Here is a 15,341-nt window from a genome sequence, read left to right as displayed (position 1 = left end):
CTGATTGGCGGCTGGTTCGACTAGGGCCTTCGGCCGAGAAGAAGTAGCAAGGAACAAGGAGCAAGGGGATTACTTGCTCCTTGACCCCTTGCCCCCTTGCCCCCTTGCCCCCGGCGTTGGTCTCTCTTCGTCGGGTTGCGTAACATAAGGTGGATACTTACCACTTGCTGGAAGGCTTCATGAACGACGACTCCCTGCGTGATCTTCGCCAGCCCCGTCGGCAGGCGGGTGACAAGCCGCCGAAGATCACCTTTCCCTGCGATTACTCCATCAAGGTGGTCGGCGATGCCGCCGACGATTTCGCCGCCACAGTCTGTCAGATCGTCATCCGCCATGATCCGGGCTTCGATGCGGCCGCCATTCAGGTGGTTCCCAGCCGCCAGGGCCGTTTCCAGTCGGTGCGCCTGACGATTCGCGCCACTGGCGAGACGCAGCTCAAGGCGCTCTTCGACGAGCTCAAGGCCACCGGCCGCGTGCACATGGTCGTCTGATGGCAAGCGAGAGTGCGCTGTCGCCGATCCAGCTGCATCGTCTGGGCCATCGTCCCTATACCCCCGTCTGGCAGGCCATGCGTGACCTCACCGACGGGCGCGATGCCGAGACACCCGACCAGTTCTGGCTGGTCGAGCACGAGCCGGTGTTCACCCAGGGGCAGGCCGGCAAGCCCGAACACCTGCTGATGCCCGGCGACATCCCGGTGGTGGCCACCGACCGCGGTGGGCAGGTGACCTACCATGGCCCCGGCCAGGTGGTGCTCTATCCGCTGATCGACGTGCGGCGCTCACGGCTGGGCGTGCGAGACCTGGTCAGTGCGCTGGAGAATGCGGTGATTGCCGTGCTGGCCGAGCATGGAGTGGCGGCTCATGCCCGTCCCGATGCCCCCGGCGTCTATGTGGGGTCGGCCAAGGTCGCCTCCCTGGGGCTGAGGATCCGACGGGGCGCCAGTTTTCATGGGGTGGCCCTCAACGTGAACGGTGATCTCTCGCCGTTCATGCGCATCAACCCCTGCGGCTATGCTGGCCTGGCCATGACACGGCTGGCGGACCTTTGCGTCGACTGTCCTGACGTCGAGGCGGTAGGGGAACGCCTGGCCGAGCGCCTGGCACGGGAGTTGGGGAGGGAACTGGTCGATGGCCAGTGACAAGGGGTCAAGGTTCAAGGAGTCAAGGTTTTCCTTGATCCCTTGCCCCCTTGAACCTGTCAGCCCACGTTCACCGCATCGATGCGATTCGGGTCGTCTTCCTGGCCGGGCACCGCGGCGGGGGCGGCCAGCCCCAGGTTGTTCTTCTCGAACACCCGGTCGGCCCGGTAGCTGGAGCGCACCAGGGGGCCGGAGGGCACTTCCATGAAGCCCTTTTCCAGGCCCAGCTCACGGTAGCGCTCGAACTCCTCCGGGGTGACCCAGCGCTCCACCGGGAGGTGGTTGCGCGTGGGGCGCAGGTACTGGCCCAGGGTCACGATGTCGACGCCGATGGCCCGCAGGTCGTCGAAGGTCGCGAGCACCTCCTCCTTGGTCTCGCCGAGACCCAGCATCAGGCTGGTCTTGGTGATGACCCCGGGCCTGTGGCGCTTGGCATGGGCCAGCACATCCAGGGTCTTGCGGTAGCCCGCGCGAGGGTCGCGCACCCGCTCGGTGAGGCGTTCGACCGTCTCGACGTTCTGCGCAAAGACCTCGAGGCCCGAATCGACGACCCGCTCGATCGCCGCCGGCTCGGCATCGAAGTCCGGGGTCAGGGCCTCGACGACGACCTCGGGCGTGCGAGCCTTGATGGCGCGGATGCAGTCGGCGTAATGGGTGGCGCCACCATCCGGCAGATCGTCGCGGTCCACGGAGGTCAGCACGATATAGCGCAGCCCCATCAGCTCGACGGAACGGGCGGTATTTTCCGGCTCTTCCGTGTCCAGCCAGCCCTTGGGGTTGCCGGTATCCACCGCGCAGAAGCGGCAGGCGCGGGTGCATACCGAGCCCATCAGCATGATGGTCGCGGTGCCGTTGCTCCAGCACTCCCCCTGGTTCGGGCAGTGCGACTCGGCACAGACGGTACTGAGACGGTGGGTCGCGACGTTCTTCTTGACCGCCTCGAAGCGTTCACCACCGGGAATCTGGGCGCGTAGCCACTTCGGCTTGCGGCCGTCGGCACCGCCATCCTCGACCTGGCGGCGGACCTTCATGCCGTCCTTGATGGCGGCCGTGCCATGATCGTTGCGGTACTTCTCGCCGCTGGAGATGCGGGGGGAGGAGGTGTCGCGCATAGCTGTGAGCCTCTCTGCTCGCCGGCTGTCGACGCCGTGAAGGCGTTGCCGCGGGGGCTTCCGGAGTCTCCGGGAATGCGCCGGCCGGCGGTTTCTGGCAGCCTGGTACGTCGAATGATGTCGCGATATCGCGGGTCGCAAGATGATAAAATACCACAAGATTCGCGTTTCTTGACAGCCGGGGTCGTGGTACCGACCCCCTGAAGGCAGCTTAGGACACCGGCATCCGATGCTCGCAGCGTCTCCGCTCATGCGCTATATTGCACTGCAACAAAGCCCGCTTTCATGCATCGGCAAGGGGGCGCCCCCTGCACCGAGCAACCCTGGAGCAAAAGATGAATTCCCTGATACCGACTCCTCCAGCCAGTGTGCTGCCCTTCGTGGATCCGTTCGGTTTCGGAAGAGCGGCCTGTGATTACTGGCGCGATACCCTGGAGCGCAGCGTGCTCTTCATGGACGTCATGCGCCAGCGCGGTAACCAGTATCTCGAGCATATCGAGCAGACCAAGCCCAATGTGCTGGGTTTCGATTCCGAGGTACTGGTGGATGGGCGCACCCTGTCTCGCCCGGTCAACTACGAGCTGCTGCGCATCCACCCCCCTGAGGGCGTGGAGACCGACCTGCAGATGCGCCCCTTCGTGGTGGTGGATCCGCGTGCCGGCCATGGCCCGGGCATCGGCGGCTTCAAGCCTGACAGCGAGCTCGGCGTGGCCCTGCGGGCGGGGCATCCCTGCTACTTCATCGGGTTCCTGCCTTACCCGGTGCAGGGACAGACCGTCGAGGACGTGGTCGAGGCGGAAGTCGCCTTCCTGCGCCACGTCATCGAGCGCCATCCGGAGACCTCCGAGAAGCCCATGGTGGTCGGCAACTGCCAGGCCGGCTGGCAGGTGATGATGGCCGCGTCGCTCGAACCCGAGCTGTTCGGCCCGATCCTCATCGCCGGCGCACCGCTCTCCTACTGGGCCGGCGAGCGCGGCAAGGCGCCGATGCGCTACGCGGGGGGCCTGTCCGGCGGCAGCTGGATGACCTCGCTGCTGAGCGACATGGGCGCCGGGCTCTTCGACGGCGCCTGGCTGGTGCAGAACTTCGAGCGCCTGAACCCGGCCAACACCTGGTGGAGCAAGCAGTACCAGCTCTACGCCCAGGTCGATACCGAGGCGGAACGCTATCTGGAGTTCGAGCGCTGGTGGGGCGGTCACGTGGTACTGGGCGGCGACGAGATCCAGTACATCGTCGACAACCTCTTCATCGGCAACCGCCTCTCCACCGCCCAGCTGGTGACCTCCGACGGGCGCCGCATCGACCTGCGCAACCTGCGCTCGCCGGTGGTGGTGTTCTGTTCGAAGGGCGACGACATCACCCCGCCGCCGCAGGCGCTGGGCTGGGTGCGTGACCTCTACGAGGGGGTCGAGGACGTTATCGCCAACGAGCAGACCATCGTCTACTGCGTTCACGACACCACCGGTCACCTGGGCATCTTCGTGTCCGGCAGCGTCTCCCGCAAGGAACATGCCGAGTTCACTGCCAACATGGACTACATCGACGTCCTGCCGCCCGGCCTCTACGAGACCACCGTGTCCAATGCGGCCGAGCGCGAGGATGCCGAACTGATTGAGCGTGACTACCTGCTGGAGTTCACGCCGCGCACCATCGAAGAACTCGACAAGGACGTCCAGCATCGTCCCGAGGACGATACCCGCTTCGCCACCGTGGCGCGGATCTCCGAGATCAACCTCGGATTCTATCGAGCCTTCATGCAGCCCTGGGTTCAAGCGATGGCCACGCCCGAGTCGGCCAAGTGGATGCGGCGCATGCACCCCAACCGCATGGGCTACCGTCTGCTGTCCGATCGCAACCCGCTGATGACGGCGATTCCGGTGATGGCCGACAAGATTCGCGCCGACCGCCACCCGGTGCACGAGGACAACGTCTTCCGCGCCGTCGAGGGCATCTTCTCCGACCAGATCACGCGCAGCCTGAACGCCTGGCGGGACCTTCGCGACAGCAGCACCGAGCGTTTCTTCCTCGACGTCTACGGCCAGCCGATCCTGCAGGCCATGGTCGGCCTGGGCGGCGACGCCCATGTGCATCGTCGTCGCCCGGGGGCCGAACCCGAGCATCGTCGCTTCGTCGATCGTCGTCGTGACGAGGTGAACCGCGCGATCACCCAGGGCGGCAGCCACGAGGCGGTGATGCGCTCGGTCATCCATGTGCTCGGCGGCGCCCCGGCAACCGACGAGCGCAATTTCAAGCGGCTGCGGGCCTCGCGGGCCGAACTCGAGCCGAGTGCTCAGCTGGTCGACTTCAAGCACCTGGTGCGTGAACAGTTCTTTACCCTCCAGCAGGATCACGAGGCGGCACTGGAGGCGATCCCCATCCTGCTGAAGGGCCAGACGGCCAGCCAGATCGACGCCCATCTGGCGCACATCGAGCATGTGCTGGCGGCCAGCGGTGAACTCAGCGAGCATGCGGCGGATCGCTTCGAACGCATCAAGACGCTGTTCCACCGTGCCATTCGGCGCACGCCGCAGAAGGAGCAGGACGCGCTTCAGGAGGCTCAGGAAGAGGTCGCGAGCGATGCACGGGCCAAGGAGACGGCACGCCGCGAGATGGAAGACTTGATGGAAACGCTCCCCGCCCCGGGGGCACCGGAGCAAGAGTCTGCCAATGAAGCCGCTCCCGAAGCTCCGGCGCAAGAGCCTGCCAGTGAAGGCGCTCCCGAAGCTCCGAAGCAAGAGCCTGCCAGTGAAGCCGCTCCCGAAACTCCGGCGCAAGAGGCTGTCGGCGAGCCCGTCGCCGAGGCTCCGGAGCAGGAGACCGCCAGTGAGACCGCGCCTGATGCCCAGGCCAAAGAGCCCGCCAGCGACTCTGCCGCCGAGGGACCCGCGCAAGAGTCTGCCCAAGACTCAGCCAGCCAGGCCGCTCCTGATTCGTCGGCCCCCCAGGACACCACGCCCGGCAGCAAGTCAACGGCCAAGCGCAAGCCCGCCAGCCGCGGTACGCCGCGGAAACGGACACCCCGCAAGCCTCGCAATAGCTGATCGTTCAGCGTTGTGATACCCGCGCCCCCGCCCTGTCTGGTGGGGGCGTTGTCGTTGAGGAGGGTATCCGTTCCGGCTTGGCGTGGTGGTGCCCGGCAGGCTAGGTTCAAGAGGCCACCCGTCTCGAGGGGCGTCGCAGATGGCTTCAGCGAGTGCGCCGGGGAACGGCCCGGAGAGGGCGGCTATCGTCGATTGCCCTGGCGGCGACTGGCGTGACGTCGAGCGCTGGGGTAGGGTAAGCGCATTTTTCACCCGCCGGAAAAGGCGGGCCGAAACCGTCTGGCGCACGCCGTTGAGCGGGCGTCATCAGCACAGTGGAGCACTATGGGCAAGTCACTGGTCATCGTCGAGTCGCCCGCCAAGGCCAAGACGATCAACAAGTATCTCGGCAACGACTTCATCGTGAAGTCGAGCGTGGGGCACATCCGTGATCTGCCGACCAGCGGCGCCGGCAAGGCAGCCTCGGACCCCAAGGAGCGTGCCCGTCAGGCCGCGGCGACCCGCAAGATGTCGCCGGAGGAGAAGGCCGAGCACCGCAAGCACAAGGCCCATGACCAGCTGATTCGGCGCATGGGCATCGACCCTGAGCATGGCTGGAAGGCGCATTACGAGATCCTGCCGGGCAAGGAGAAGGTGGTCGCCGAGCTCAAGAAGCTCGCCGAGAAGGCCGATGCCGTCTATCTGGCCACCGACCTTGACCGCGAGGGGGAAGCCATCGCCTGGCACCTGCGCGAGACGATCGGCGGCGACGACAATCGCTACCGGCGGGTGGTGTTCAACGAGATCACCAAGAACGCCATTCAGGAAGCCTTCAAGGAACCCGGCAGCCTGAACATCCCGCGTGTCGAGGCGCAGCAGGCGCGTCGCTTCCTCGACCGGGTGGTGGGCTTCATGCTCTCGCCGCTGCTGTGGGCCAAGATCGCCCGTGGCCTCTCCGCCGGCCGGGTGCAGTCGGTGGCCACTCGCCTGATCGTCGAGCGCGAGCGCGAGATCCACGCCTTCATCCCCGAGGAGTTCTGGGACGTCCATGCCGATCTGGTCCCGCAAGGCGAGGGGGCTGGCGACGACCCGTCGGCGGTGCGCTTCGAGCTGGTGCGCCAGGACGGCAAGCCGTTCCGGCCCACCTCCGAGGCCGAGACGCTGGAGCGCATTGCCGGGTTGCGCAAGGCGAGCCTGGCGATCACCGCGCGGGAAGACAAGCCGACCCGCTCCAAGCCCAACGCGCCCTTCATCACCTCGACGCTGCAGCAGGCGGCCAGTGGCCGGCTGGGTTTCTCGGTGAAGAAGACCATGACGCTGGCCCAGCGCCTCTACGAGGCCGGCTACATCACCTATATGCGCACCGACTCCACCAACCTCTCGAAGGACGCGGTGGAGAACGTGCGCGAGTTCATTGGGGAGGAGTTCGGGACGCGCTACCTGCCCGAGGTCCCCAATCGCTACTCCAGCAAGGAGGGGGCCCAGGAAGCCCACGAGGCCATCCGCCCCTCCGAGGTGGGACGTCGGGCCACCGATCTGGCCGGCATGGAGCGCGACGCCGAGCGTCTCTACGAGTTGATCTGGCGCCAGTTCGTGGCCTGCCAGATGACGCCCGCCGAATACCTCTCCAGTACCCTGACCGTCGAGGTCGACGGCTTCGAGCTGCGCGCCAAGGGGCGGGTGCTGAAGTTCGACGGCTACACCCGGGTGATGAAACCGATGGGGCGCAAGGAGGAGGACCAGTCGCTGCCCGACCTCGCCGAGGGCACGCCCATGCGCCTCGAGCAGCTCGATCCCCAGCAGCACTTCACCAAGCCCCCGGCTCGCTACACCGAGGCGAGCCTGGTCAAGGAGCTGGAAAAGCGTGGCATCGGCCGTCCTTCCACCTATGCCGCGATCATCTCCACCATCCAGGATCGCGGCTACGTCAAGCTGGAGAGCCGGCGCTTCTATGCCGAGAAGCTCGGCGACATCGTCACCGAGCGGCTCAAGGAGTCCTTCCCCGATCTGATGGACTACTCCTTCACCGCACGCATGGAGGATGGCCTCGACGAAGTGGCCGAGGGCGAGCGCAACTGGCAGGCACTGCTCGATGCCTTCTACGCCAAGTTCAAGAAGGAGCTCGAGGAGGCCGAAAGCGAGGAGGGCATGCGCCCCAACCAGCCGGTGCCCACCGACATTGACTGCCCGACCTGCGGGCGCAAGATGCAGATCCGCACCGCCTCCACCGGGGTCTTCCTGGGCTGCTCCGGCTATAACCTGCCACCCAAGGAGCGCTGCAAGACCACCATCGACCTGCTGCCCGGCGATGAGGCGGTAGCGGCCGATGCGGACGAGGATGCCGAGACCGATGCGCTGCGAGCCAAGCACCGCTGCCCCAAGTGCGGCACCGCCATGGACAGTTACCTGATCGACGAGACCCGCAAGTTGCACATCTGCGGCAACAGCCCGGATTGTGACGGCCACGAAGTCGAGCATGGGAAGTTTCGCATCAAGGGCTACGAAGGCCCGACCATCGAATGCGACAAGTGCGGCAGCGAGATGCAGCTCAAGACCGGGCGTTTCGGCAAGTACTTCGGCTGCACCAACAGCGAATGCAAGAACACCCGCAAGCTGCTGCGTAGCGGTGAGGTGGCGCCGCCCAAGATGGACCCGATTCCCATGCCGGAGCTCGAGTGCCAGAAGGTCGAGGACCACTACGTGCTGCGCGACGGCGCGAGTGGCCTCTTCCTGGCGGCCAGCAAGTTCCCCAAGAACCGCGAGACGCGCCCGCCGCTGGTCAAGGAGCTCAAGGCCCACGCCGAGGAGCTGCCCGACAAGTATCGCTTTCTGCTTGAGGCGCCCAGCGAGGATCCGGATGGCCGTCCGGCGCAGATCCGCTTCTCGCGCAAGACCAAGGAGCAGTTCGTGATGACCGACGAGGGCGGCAAGGCCACCGGCTGGAAGGCGATCTTCGACGGCCGCCAGTGGCAGGTGGAGGACAAGCGCAAGTGACTCCGAGATCCCGCACCAATCAGCTGCTCTATCAGGCGGAGCTGCTGCTCGCGCTGCCGGCCGGCGACGACGAGCATGCCGAGGCCCGGCGCATGGCCGTGGAGGAGGGCAGCCTGGCGCTGGTCGAGCTGGCGCTGGAATCCATGCTGCGTGAGGTCACCGAACTCGCCAACCTGGAGCGTCACGACTGGCGTGAGCTGCTCGGCTCCGAGGGGGCCGGCATCGCCGAACTGCATCGCTTGCGTGAGCTGGCTGCGCGCCCCGACAGTTGGCTGGCCTGGTTGATCAGCAAGCTCGAGGCCCTGCACGGCAGTGACGGCGTGGCCCGGCGTGCCACCGGCGCGGCCCGGGGGTTGATCGCCGTGGGCAGCGGTGCGGCGCTGGGGGAGGAGCTGCGCTGGTGCCTCGCCGAGGCCAAGGCCGAGATCGCCGCCCTGCGCGAAACCAGCGAGGAGTGGTAGGGCGCCTGGCAAGCACCCAGGCGTCGTTTATACTCGGCGCCATCTATTACCCACCGGTCGACCGATATGAACGTCACCGCATGGAAGCGCCTGTTTATTGCGCCGCTGCTGGCCCTGCTGTTGGCGCCGGCTGTCTTGCGGGCGGCCGATCTCGCCCTGGACCCGCACCTGCTGCCGGGTGGCGAGACGGAATTCCCCGCCCTGCGCCAGGCGCTCTCGCGCCTGTCGGCTGGACGGCCCACGCCCACCCTGGTCGCGGCCCCGCCCGGGGCCGGCGTTCGCCTTCCCGGGTTAGAGGCCCTGGAAACGCCCGCCTCTCTTGCCGCCGCTGCTCCATTTGGCCTCGAGCCGCTAGCAGGCGCTCGCCGAGTCGTGGTGATCGGCCCGCCCGGAACGCTCGACGCCGCCGTGAACGCCCTGGCCGGGCAGGCCCGTGCCCATGGCATCGCGCTGGTGTCGCTGCCCGTCGGCGCCTCCCTTGCTACTGACGACGCCCACCTGCGTGGTGCCGATGCCGCGCTGGTGCTGGCCCTGCCGCATCTCGATGAGGCCGCCCAGCGCCGGCTCTTCGACACGCTGATCGATGCCGGCGTGCCCAGCGTGGCGCTGACCGACGCCCGCCAGGTCGAGCGCGGCGTGCTGCTCTCCTCGCCACAGGCGCTGGACCACGAGGCCTGGCGGCGAATGCTGGCGTTGCGTCTGGACGATCTGGCCGTCGGGCGCCGGCCCGAGCCGCTGGGCGAGCGGCCCCCGCTGCCGCGACCCTGGCTCAACCTGGAGACCGCGGCGCGTCTCGACCATTCGCCGAGCTTCGACCTGCTCAGTCGTGCACGCCTGATCGGCGAGGCCGTCGCGCCGCGAGGCGGCCGACTGGGCCTGGATCGGGCCGTGGCCCTGGCGCTCGCCGACAACCTGGGGCTTGCCGTGGCACGCCAGGAGGTCGAGGTCGAGGCCTTCGAACGCGATCTGGCGGCCTCCCGCTACCGCCCCAACCTCTATCTGGAAGCCACCGGCCGGGTGATCGACGAGACGCGGGCACGATTGGCGCTCGGTCAGGAGCCGGAGCGGTTGACCCGCGGTACGGCGGTGCTCGAACAGCTGCTCTTTTCCGAGCCGGCCCTGGCCGCCATCGGCATTGCCGATCGCCTCGACCGTGCGCGGCGCGCCGAACTCGAGGTGGAGAGCCTCGACCTGGCCCTGGCGGTATCAGACGATTTCCTGGACCTGCTCCGGCTCGACGCCAGCCGCGAGGTGCTTGAGGCCGACCTCGACCTGGCCCGCGCCCAATACGACCAGGCCCGGCGCAGCGAGGCCGCCGGCGCGGTGGGGCGCGGCGAGGTGGCGCGCTTCGCAGCCGAGCTGGCCCAGGCTCGCGAGCGCCACGAGCAAGTGGTCGCCGATCGGGAGCGGCTGCGCGTGGCGCTCAATCGCCGGCTCGGCCGTGACCCGGCCATGCCGCTGGCGCCGGTCGAACCGGACCTGGAGCGGGCCGAGTGGCTGGGCGGCGATGCCCGTTTCGCCGCGGTTCTCGACAATCCCGCGCGCTTCGCCGACTGGCAGTCGCGGCTGGTGGCCAGCGCCCTGCGGGACTCGGCGGAACTCGAGGCGCTGGGCGAGCTGCGTCGCGCCGCCCAGCGGGAACTTGCCTCGCGCCGTCGCGCCTTCTGGCTACCCGAGGTGGGCCTGGAGGCGCGCTATACCACCGAGCTATCGCGTGGCGGCGAGGGGGATCGGGCCCCCTGGGAGTCGCCCGATCCGCTGGTTCAGTTCGGTGTCGGCGCCCTGGAAAGGGCGGGCGTGTCGCTGCCCGAGACCGGCGGTGACCAGTGGAGTGTGGGCGTCTCGGCGCGGCTGCCCCTTTTTGCCGGTGGACGGCGCAGCATCGAACGCGACCGCACCGCGGCACGCCTGGAGCAGGTAGCCCTCGAAGACGCCGAGGCGCGCCTGGGGCTGGAAGCGCGGCTGCGCGCCGCGAGCGTCGAGCTGCTGGCCGCCTGGCGGCGCATCGCCCTGCGCGACGAGGCACGCGATCACGCCGAGGAAGCACTGGCGCTGGCCAGGGTGTCCTGGCGGGAAGGGGCGCTGTCCCAGGTCGCGCTGATCGACGCCCGCACCAGCGCGCGTCAGGCAGGGCTCGGCGCCGCCGCGGCGCGCTGGCAGGCCCTGCAGGCGCTGGTGCACCTGCAGCGTGCCCTGGGCATGGCCCCGGGCCCCATGACCGCCGAGGCACGCGACCGGCTGCTGGCGGGCACCGACGAGATACCATACAGGGGAGGGAAAGGATGACCAGGCGGGGGGCCATCCTGGTGGCGCTGCTGCTGCTCGTCGGCTGTGCCGAGGAGAACGCGGAGGAGGCACCGCTGCGTCCGGTACGCACGCTCAGCATCGAGGTCAGCGGCGCAGGGGCCGAGCGCGAGCTGCCGGGTCGTCTGCAGGCGGTGGCCAACCGTCGCTTGAGTTTCCGGGTGGCGGGCCAGATCGCGTCATATGGCGTGGCGGTGGGTGAGGCGGTGGCCGCCGGGCAGCTCCTGGCTCGCCTCGAGGCGACCGACCTGCGCCTGCAGCGCGATCGCGCCCGCTCCTCGCTGGCTGGCGCCGAGGCAGCGGCCGCCAATGCCGAGGCCGAGTGGCAGCGGGCCCGCCGCCTTTATGAGGCCGGGAGCGCCCCGGCGCGTGACCTGGATGCCGCCCGGGCCCAGGTGGAGGCGGCTCGCGCCCGGCGCGACAGTGCCCGCGATGCCCTGGCCCTGGCCGAACGTCAGCTGAGCTTTACGCGGCTCGAGGCGCCCGGCGACTGCGGGGTGGCCACCCGGCTGGCGGAAGTCAGCGAGAATGTCGCGGCCGGTCAGCCGGTGCTGGTGCTGGCCTGTGGCGAGGACCTGGAGGTGCGCGCCGCGCTCCCGGAGGATCTGCTGGACGAACTCTCGGCCGGCGCGCCGGTGCGCGTGCACCTCCCTCTGGCGGGGCTCAGCGTTGCCGGGGAGGTGACCGAGATCGGTCTGCCGGTGGACCCGCGCCAGGCCACCTGGCCCCTCAGGGTGAGACTGGTCAACCTCGCCGACGACGAGCGCGAGCGGCTGCGTCCGGGCATGGCCGCGGAACTCACCCTGCCGCTGAACGGCCCAGGAAGCGGTATCTGGGTGCCCATGGTGGCGGTGCAGCGTGACGCGCGAGGCCCCTATGTCTACATCGCCGACCCGGTCGAGACGGCGCAGGACGCTGACGCCGAGGGGCGGGAGGCGACCATCCGCCGTCGGGAGGTGGTGCTTGGCGCTCAGCAGGGCGAGCGCATGCGCATCGACGCGGGGCTGGCCGCCGGCCTGTCGCTGGTCATCGCCGGCATGAGCCGGCTGCACGACGGCCAGCGAGTCCGCGTGATGGACGCGCATCGGGAGGCGCAGCCGTGACGCTGACCGAGGCCGCGCTGCGCTATAACCGGATCACCATTGCCGGTTTGCTGGTGGTCCTGCTCGGCGCGCTCTACAGCTACCTGACCATTTCCCGGGCCGAGGATCCCGCCGTGACGGTGCGGGTGGCCCAGATCGTCACCTACCTCCCCGGTGCCACTCCCGAGCGCGTCGAACCGCTGGTCACCAAGCCACTCGAGGCCGCGGTCATGGAGATGCCCGAGCTCGACGTCGTGGAGAGCACCTCGCGCGCGGGCGTCTCGATCCTTCGGGTGGAGCTGCGTCCCCAGGTCGAAGACGTTCAGGCCAGCTGGGACAAGCTGCGTCGCAAGATCACCGACGCTCGCCGGGCATTGCCCGACGAGGCGCTGCCGCCCATCGTCAACGACGAATTCGGCGATGTCTTCGGCATCATGCTGTCGCTGACCGGCGAGGGCTTTGATCAGGCGGAACTCAAGGAGGTGGCCGACGACGTGCACGACCGGCTGCTGCTGCTCGACGACGTGGCCAAGGTCACGCTTCACGGGTATGCCGAGGAGCGCATCTTCCTGGAGTACCGCGAGGCCCGCCTGGCCGAGCTTGGCGTCTCCCCCCAGGAGCTGGCCCGGCTGCTGGCCGCGCGCAATATCGTGTTGCCCGGCGGGGCGATTCGCAGCGACGATGAGCGCCTGGTGGTCGAGCCCACCGGCAATTTCACGCACATCGATGACATCCGCGACGCGCTGGTGCCGCTTCCCGGCGGCTCCCTGGTGCCGCTGGGCACGCTGCTCGAGGTTCGCCACGGCTATGCCGACCCGCCCCGGACGCGCTACCACGGTAGCGGCCATCAGGGGTTGGCGATTGCCGTGGCCATGCGCGAGGGCGGCAATATCCTGGACCTGGGCGAGCGGGTAGAAGCGGTCATCACCCGGCTGGAGCAGACGCTACCGATCGGCCTGGCCCTCGAGGTCCTGACCGACCAGCCTGAGCGGGTCGAGGTGCGCATCAACGAGTTCCTGATCAACCTGCTCCAGGCGGTCGTGCTGGTCTGCGTGGTGATGCTGCTGTTCCTGGGGCTGCGCACCGGGCTGATCGTCGCGAGCCTGGTGCCGATGACCATCCTCGCCTGCCTGGCCCTGATGGGCGTGTTCGATATCGGTCTGCATCAGGTGTCACTCGGCGCGCTGATCATCTCACTGGGCATGCTGGTCGACAACGCCATCGTCATGGTGGAGTCCACCCAGGTATCGGCCAGGGAGGGGCGCTCGGTCCGTGAGGCCGCCCTCGCCTCGGCCAGTGAGCTGCGCTTCCCCTTGCTGACCGCGTCGCTGACGACATCGGCGGCCTTTTTGCCCCAGTTCCTGGCCGTTTCCGATGTGGGCGAATATACCCGCTCGCTGTTCCAGGTGGTCACCATCACCTTGCTCGCGTCCTGGGTGCTGTCGCTGACCATGATCCCGCTGCTCTGCGTGGCCTTTCTCAGGGTCAAGAATCCCTCGACGCAGCGTCGCGGGGACGAGGACCCACGCCAGGCCTCGACGGCGCAGCGCCCCGGGCTAGGCGAACGGCTGGCGACGGCCGCCTTTGACCACTATCAGCGCATCCTGCTGGTGCTGCTGCGCCATCGCCTCGTGACCCTGGCGGTGGTGGCAGCCCTAATGGGGCTCGCCTGGCTGGGCTTTGGCCAGCTGCCCAAGATCTTCTTCCCCCAGGCGGAGCGCACCCTGGTGACCGTGGAGTTGCGCCTCCCGTACTCGGCGCCCATCGAGCGCACGCGTTCGGTGGTGGAGGAGATCGAGGCCTTCCTGGCCGGGGAGCTGGCCGCCGAGCGCGACGCCAACGGCGAGTGGACCCGCGACGGCGTCGACCGCTGGGGCAGCTTCATCGGCTTCGGCGGTGAGCGCTATATCATCAACCATGCCCCGGAACCGCCGAGCCCGGAGTATGCCTTCCTGCTGCTGCAGGCCAATCGCTGGCAGGCGGTGGACGAGGTCATCGAACGGCTGGAAGCCTGGCTCGACAGACGCTTCCCGGATCTGCACGCGAGCATCGCGTCGACGAGCTTTGGCCCGCCGGTGACCGTGCCGCTGTCGGTCAGGCTCTCCGGCGATGACGAGCAGGAACTGCGCGAGATTGCCGAGGGGGTGAGGCAGAAAGTGGCCTCGCTGCCCGGCACGCGCAACGTGCGCGACGACTGGGGGCCCTGGATCAAGCGCCTGCGCATCGACGTCGACCCGGCGCGCGCGCTGCGCGCCGGCGTCACCGAGCGCGACGTGGCGATCAGCCTGCAGACGGCCCTGTCGGGACTGCAGGTCGGCACCTTCCGTGATGACGATACGCTGGTGCCGATCGAGCTGCGCAATCTGCACGGCGAGACGCGAACACCCGACGCCCTCGACGGGATCACGGTGCTGCCGGCCGAAGGGGGCGAAGGCGTGCCATTGGCCCAGGTCGCCGCGGTCGAACTCGACTGGGGGCCGGCGCGTATCCTGCGTCGCGACCGCTTTCTCACCCTGGCCGTGGAGGCCGAGCTGGCCGAGGGCGTCACCGCCGCCGAGGTGGTCGCGACGCTTCGTCCCTGGTTGGCGGAGCAGCAGGCGGACTGGCCGGCGGGGTTCTTCCATGAGTTCGGCGGCGAGGTGGAATCCTCGCGGATCGCCATGGAGTCGATTGCCGCCAAGCTGCCGATCGGGGCGGCGGTGATCCTGCTGCTGCTGGTGGCCCAGTTCAACTCGCTGCGTCGGCCGCTGATCATCCTTGCCACGATACCCATGGCGTTGATCGGCGTGGTGCTCGGATTGACGCTCACCGGCTCCTATTTCGGCATCATGACCTTTCTCGGTGTGGTTTCGCTCGCCGGCATCGTGATCAACAACGGCATCGTGTTGATCCAGCGCATCGATCGAGAAGCGCGCGACGGCATGCGGCCTCAGCAGGCCATTCTCGAGGCGGGGCGTCGCCGTCTGCGCCCCGTGGCCATGTCGACCCTGACCACCAGCGGCGGCCTGGTGCCGCTCTGGTTGGGCGGCGGCTTGCTGTGGGCCCCCATGGCGATCGCCATCATCTTCGGGCTGCTGGTCGCCTCGGTGCTGACCCTGTGTATCGTGCCGGTGCTCTATTCCCTGCTGATGCGGGTGCCGTTCGACGAGGATGACGCACCGCCGCAAGAGGGTGAGCATCGCCGCGACAGCGGGGCGTCAACTGTGTCAGGCTAAGCCTTTTGCCGC

General features: G+C 68.3%; 9 protein-coding genes. 8 read left to right on the top strand and 1 reads right to left on the bottom strand.

Annotated elements, in window-relative coordinates:
* Positions 1-179: 179 nt before the first annotated feature.
* Positions 180-491 (top strand): HP0495 family protein, encoded by a 312-nt coding sequence (locus HALO32_RS17805; protein ID WP_151445248.1) that lies wholly within the window; start codon positions 180-182, stop codon positions 489-491.
* Positions 491-1,141 carry a lipoyl(octanoyl) transferase LipB gene (gene lipB / locus HALO32_RS17800; RefSeq protein WP_151445247.1) on the top strand — a complete coding sequence of 217 codons (651 nt, stop codon included), beginning with the start codon at positions 491-493 and terminating at the stop codon, positions 1,139-1,141. The genes HALO32_RS17805 and lipB overlap by 1 nt, the downstream gene beginning before the upstream one ends.
* Positions 1,142-1,200: 59 nt before the next feature.
* Here the strand turns inward: lipB and lipA are convergent, their stop codons facing one another.
* Positions 1,201-2,253, bottom strand: coding sequence for a lipoyl synthase (lipA, locus tag HALO32_RS17795; protein WP_151445246.1), 1,053 nt, complete (start codon positions 2,251-2,253; stop codon positions 1,201-1,203).
* 335 nt (positions 2,254-2,588) lie between these two features.
* On the opposite strand from lipA, the gene HALO32_RS17790 reads away from it, so the two are divergent.
* The 6 genes from HALO32_RS17790 to HALO32_RS17765 all read left to right on the top strand — a co-directional run bounded on the left by HALO32_RS17790 (position 2,589) and on the right by HALO32_RS17765 (position 15,329).
* A complete protein-coding gene (locus tag HALO32_RS17790; protein ID WP_151445245.1) occupies positions 2,589-5,294 on the top strand; it encodes a DUF3141 domain-containing protein in 2,706 nt (901 codons plus the stop codon).
* Between the two features lie 324 nt (positions 5,295-5,618).
* Positions 5,619-8,267: a type I DNA topoisomerase gene (topA, locus tag HALO32_RS17785; protein WP_151445244.1), complete on the top strand. Its 2,649-nt coding sequence runs from the start codon at positions 5,619-5,621 to the stop codon at positions 8,265-8,267.
* Positions 8,264-8,728: a DUF6586 family protein gene (locus HALO32_RS17780; protein WP_151445243.1), complete on the top strand. Its 465-nt coding sequence runs from the start codon at positions 8,264-8,266 to the stop codon at positions 8,726-8,728. The genes topA and HALO32_RS17780 overlap by 4 nt, the downstream gene beginning before the upstream one ends.
* Positions 8,729-8,794: 66 nt before the next feature.
* Positions 8,795-11,014, top strand: a complete 2,220-nt coding sequence (locus HALO32_RS17775) for a TolC family protein (protein WP_151445242.1) — start codon at positions 8,795-8,797, stop codon at positions 11,012-11,014.
* Positions 11,011-12,135: an efflux RND transporter periplasmic adaptor subunit gene (locus tag HALO32_RS17770; protein ID WP_151445241.1), complete on the top strand. Its 1,125-nt coding sequence runs from the start codon at positions 11,011-11,013 to the stop codon at positions 12,133-12,135. Before HALO32_RS17775 ends, HALO32_RS17770 begins: the two co-directional genes overlap by 4 nt.
* A complete protein-coding gene (locus tag HALO32_RS17765; protein ID WP_151445240.1) occupies positions 12,132-15,329 on the top strand; it encodes an efflux RND transporter permease subunit in 3,198 nt (1,065 codons plus the stop codon). The genes HALO32_RS17770 and HALO32_RS17765 overlap by 4 nt, the downstream gene beginning before the upstream one ends.
* The last annotated feature ends 12 nt before the right edge of the window (positions 15,330-15,341 follow it).

Source organism: Halomonas lysinitropha (assembly GCF_902500215.1).
GTDB lineage: Bacteria > Pseudomonadota > Gammaproteobacteria > Pseudomonadales > Halomonadaceae > Halomonas > Halomonas lysinitropha.
The sequence above is the reverse complement of the archived record's forward strand: the minus strand, read 5'-3'. Positions and strand labels throughout refer to the sequence as shown.

Coding starts and splice junctions, on each gene's coding strand:
- topA (WP_151445244.1), top strand. CDS start 5,619: ATGGGCAAGTCACTGGTCATCGTCGAGTCGCCCGCCAAGGCCAAGACG.
- lipB (WP_151445247.1), top strand. CDS start 491: ATGGCAAGCGAGAGTGCGCTGTCGCCGATCCAGCTGCATCGTCTGGGC.
- HALO32_RS17805 (WP_151445248.1), top strand. CDS start 180: ATGAACGACGACTCCCTGCGTGATCTTCGCCAGCCCCGTCGGCAGGCG.
- lipA (WP_151445246.1), bottom strand. CDS start 2,253: ATGCGCGACACCTCCTCCCCCCGCATCTCCAGCGGCGAGAAGTACCGC.
- HALO32_RS17790 (WP_151445245.1), top strand. CDS start 2,589: ATGAATTCCCTGATACCGACTCCTCCAGCCAGTGTGCTGCCCTTCGTG.
- HALO32_RS17775 (WP_151445242.1), top strand. CDS start 8,795: ATGAACGTCACCGCATGGAAGCGCCTGTTTATTGCGCCGCTGCTGGCC.
- HALO32_RS17770 (WP_151445241.1), top strand. CDS start 11,011: ATGACCAGGCGGGGGGCCATCCTGGTGGCGCTGCTGCTGCTCGTCGGC.